This is a genomic window from Mesorhizobium sp. M1A.F.Ca.IN.020.06.1.1, from assembly GCF_004023265.1.
Taxonomy (GTDB): domain Bacteria; phylum Pseudomonadota; class Alphaproteobacteria; order Rhizobiales; family Rhizobiaceae; genus Mesorhizobium.
The window spans coordinates 1-3,599 of record NZ_RZSR01000627.1; the positions used below are offsets into that span (position 1 = coordinate 1).

Genomic DNA, 3,599 nt, shown 5'->3' on the forward strand with positions numbered 1-3,599 from the left:
CGCCAGGCGGTCGAAGGCGTCGCCGACGATCGGCAGCAGAGCCTCGCCTTCCGCCGTGATCTTGAGGCCGCGAGGCAACCTGCGAAACAGCTGCACGCCGAGCCGCTGTTCGAGCGATCGAACCTGCTGGCTAACGGCGGCCTGCGTCACCGCCAGTTCGATGCCGGCACGTGTGAAGCTGAGATGCCTGGCCGACGCCTCGAAGGCCCGCAATGCATTGAGCGGCAGGTAAGGTCGAACCATCGATGCCCAAGATTATCTTATAGCTGTTGCGATTTATCATCGTTTGTAGCCGGTTCGAAGGGGTCATAAACCCGCAATCGTCCGACCCAGAGGGAGCAGATCATGTGCAGCCGGCTTCGCTTCACCATCGCTGCCGTCGTCCTCGCCTGCGCCCCGGGCAGTCTGTCGGGCGCTCGCGCCGCCGATCAGGACGCCAAGATAAGGCAGCTCGTCGATGAGGCGGTGAAGCCGGTGATCGCCCAGTACGGCATTCCGGGGATGGCCGTCGCCGTGTCCGTGAACGGCGAGCGCTTCTTCATCGACTATGGCGTGGTCGAAAAGGACACCCGGGCCGCCGTCACGCGCGATACATTGTTCGAGCTCGGCTCGATCAGCAAAACCTTCACCGCGACGCTCGCGGCCTATGCCGAGGTCGAGGGCAAGCTGGCGCTTGGCGACAAGGTCGGCAAGCACATGCCCGAGCTTCAAGGCAGCGCGCTGGGCGATGTCAGGCTGCTCGACCTCGCCACGCACACGGCCGGCGGTTTCCCGCTGCAGCTGCCCGATACGGTGAAGACGCAAAAACAGCTCATCGCCTATTATCGCCAATGGAAGCCGCAATTCGCGGCCGCCACCACCCGCACCTACGCCAACCCGAGCATCGGCCTGCTCGGGATGGCCACCGCCAAGGCGATGGGCGCGAGCTTTCCGGCGCTGATGGAAAAACGGCTGTTGCCGGAACTCGGCTTGCGGCGAACTTACGTCAACGTCCCGGCCGCACAGATGAAATCCTACGCCTGGGGCTACAACCGCAACGACAAGCCTGTCCGCGTCACCCCGGCATTGCTCGCCGAAGAGGCCTACGGGATCAAGTCGAACGCAGTCGACATGATCCGCTTCATCGAGGCCAACATGGGCGTCGGCAAGGTGCCGGACGATGTCGCACGCGCGCTCGAAGCCACCCACACCGGTTATTTCCGCGCTGGCGAACTCATCCAGGATCTGATCTGGGAGCAGTATCCCTATCCGGTCGACCTGGCGAAGATCGTCGCCGGGAATGCGCCCAGTATGCTTCAGCCGATCCCTGCAACTGCGATCGAGCCGCCGATGGCGCCACGCGCCGACGTGGTGCTCAACAAGACCGGCTCGACGAACGGCTTCGGCGCCTATGTCGCCTATGTCCCGTCGAGGAAGATCGGCATCGTCATGCTGGCGAACAAGGCTTACCCGAATGAGGCGCGAGTCAGGGCGGCCTACCAGGTGCTGTCGCGGCTCACCGACTAGCCGCGCGTCCGATCGCTTCGGCGCTCCTTGGCCAATGCACTTTTCACCGACGCTCCGCCTGCGCCCCAAAAAACCTGCCCAAAATGGAGAAACAGATGACCTCGATCACCCGGCGTTCAGCGCTTGCCGGCGCATTTGCATCCTTGCCGATCGTGCGTATGGCCCGCATCATCGTCGAGACGTTCGCAGGATAGTGCGGCCTGGGCGGCGCCGACGGCCGAACGGGGTCAAACCCGGCGACGGCGGCGTTTATGTTTTGAGGCGTTGAAACTGCCAATCTCCCCCCTTGCGGGGGAGATGCCCGGCAGGGCAGAGGGGGGTGCTGTCCCGCCAGCCTGTCAATTCTTGGCAGTCCCACATTCATCCTGTCGGTGAACCGATCCGGCCAACGGTAGCGTTCCTTCGCACCCCCCTCTGGCCTGCCGGCCATCTCCCCCGCAAGGGGGGAGATTAGCGGCTTCGGCGTCTCGCCTTCTCCTGTTGCCGGAGAACCGCTAGGCTCCGTGCCTCAGCACCCCCAGGAGCCCGCCCATTCCGAAGCCCACCTTTCTCGAAATCGCGCGCCGCGCCGGGGTCGGCACGGCGACGGTGGAGCGCGTGCTGAACGGCAGGGGCGGGGTGCGCCCCGAGACGGTCGAGAAAGTGGTGGCGGCGGCGCGCTCGCTCGACTATCCGCGCCGGCTCCCCGAAGCGCATCGGGGCGTCATCCGCATTGAGGTGATCCTGGTCAGGCCCGACGCCACCTTCTTCGCGCGCCTCTCCCGCGCCTTCGAACGCATCGCGGCGACGCTCGACCGCTCGATCGCCGTCCACCGCACCTTTCTCGACGAGGCCAATCCGGCGGCGATCGCCAAGCGCATCCTCGAACCGGAGATGCGGCGCGCCGCCCTCATCCTCGCCGTCCCCGACCATCCGCTGGTGAGCGCGGCGGTGGCGAAGCTGGAGGCGGAAAACATCCCGACGGTGCAGATCGTCACCCAGATCTCCGGCACCAAGAGCACCTATGTCGGCATCGACAATTACGCCGCCGGCCGCATGGCGGGGCTGCTGATGGCGAAGATGCAGCGGCGGCCGGGCAAGGTGGTCGCGATCTGTCACAGCCAGATCTATCGCGTCCACCGCGACCGCGTACGGGGCTTCTTCGACTATCTGATCGACGAGGGGCGGGATTTCGAGCCCATCGCCACCCTGTTCGGTTTCGACAACGGCGACCGCAATGCCGAGCAGTTGCATGAGGCGTTTGTGCGCTGGCCCGACCTTGCCGGCCTGTACAATGCCGGCGGCGCCAACACGGCCCTGAACGAAGTGCTGCGCCGGCACCCACGCGGTCGCGACGTCTTCTTCGTCGGCCATGAACTAACCGAGCGCAGCACGCGCGGCCTGCATGACGGCACGATGGACGTCGTGCTCGACCAGGCGCCGGAGGCGCAGGCGCGCCGCGGCATCGACCTGGTGCTGGCGGCGCTCAACCTGCACGACCTGCCGGTCGACAACCCGCCGATCCGCTTCATCACCTTCACTGCCGAGAACCTTTGATCTGATTTGATCAAGGTTGCGCGAGCCTTGGCCGGCATCGCGGTGCTAACTCGACCGCGAACGGGAGACGAGCATGTGCGAATTCTCCCCCTCATCCGGCCGCTGCGCGGCCACCTTCTCCCGAGCGGAGAAGAGGGCCGGCACCGACGCAGCCTGGCTCCTCTCTCCTTGGGGAGAGGTCGGATGGCCCCGAATTGCGCTTCGCAAGTCGGCTGCCAATCCGGGTGAGGGGGACCTTTCACAAGCCTGATCGTCCGCCCGCGAACGGGAGGATCATCGGTGGCAAGACGCTTGACGGCCTACGACCTGCAAAGCGCCAAGGGCAGCAGGAAATGGCTGCAGCTGCATGTCGACACGCCGGCCGAGGCGGCGGCCGCGGTCGCCTGCGACATCGTCATCCTCTCCTGCGAGCCCGACCACAATCTGGAATCGATCCGCCAAGCGGCGCCTCACGCGTTCCTCTCCGTCGGCATGCCGCATGGCGCGGTCGCGTCGCCGGACGAGGCGGTGCGGCTGGGCTTCGCCATGATGAAGCGCGGCGCCGACGCGGTCTATTC

Annotated in this window: 3 protein-coding genes and 1 pseudogene; 3 read left to right on the plus strand and 1 reads right to left on the minus strand. The window is 65.7% G+C overall.

Annotated elements, in window-relative coordinates:
* Window positions 1-243, minus strand: a 243-nt coding sequence (locus tag EOA60_RS23745) for a LysR family transcriptional regulator (RefSeq protein WP_128311992.1), incomplete at its 3' end; no start/stop codon positions are given.
* A gap of 102 nt (window positions 244-345) precedes the next feature.
* On the opposite strand from EOA60_RS23745, the gene ampC reads away from it, so the two are divergent.
* The 3 genes and pseudogenes from ampC to EOA60_RS23760 all read left to right on the plus strand — a co-directional run.
* Window positions 346-1,506, plus strand: a complete 1,161-nt coding sequence (ampC, locus tag EOA60_RS23750) for a class C beta-lactamase (RefSeq protein ID WP_128311994.1) — start codon at window positions 346-348, stop codon at window positions 1,504-1,506.
* A gap of 531 nt (window positions 1,507-2,037) precedes the next feature.
* Window positions 2,038-3,042, plus strand: coding sequence for a LacI family DNA-binding transcriptional regulator (locus EOA60_RS23755; RefSeq protein ID WP_095824551.1), 1,005 nt, complete (start codon window positions 2,038-2,040; stop codon window positions 3,040-3,042).
* A 279-nt stretch (window positions 3,043-3,321) separates the two neighbouring features.
* Window positions 3,322-3,599, plus strand: a pseudogene (locus EOA60_RS23760) (3-methyl-2-oxobutanoate hydroxymethyltransferase); the annotation flags it as partial.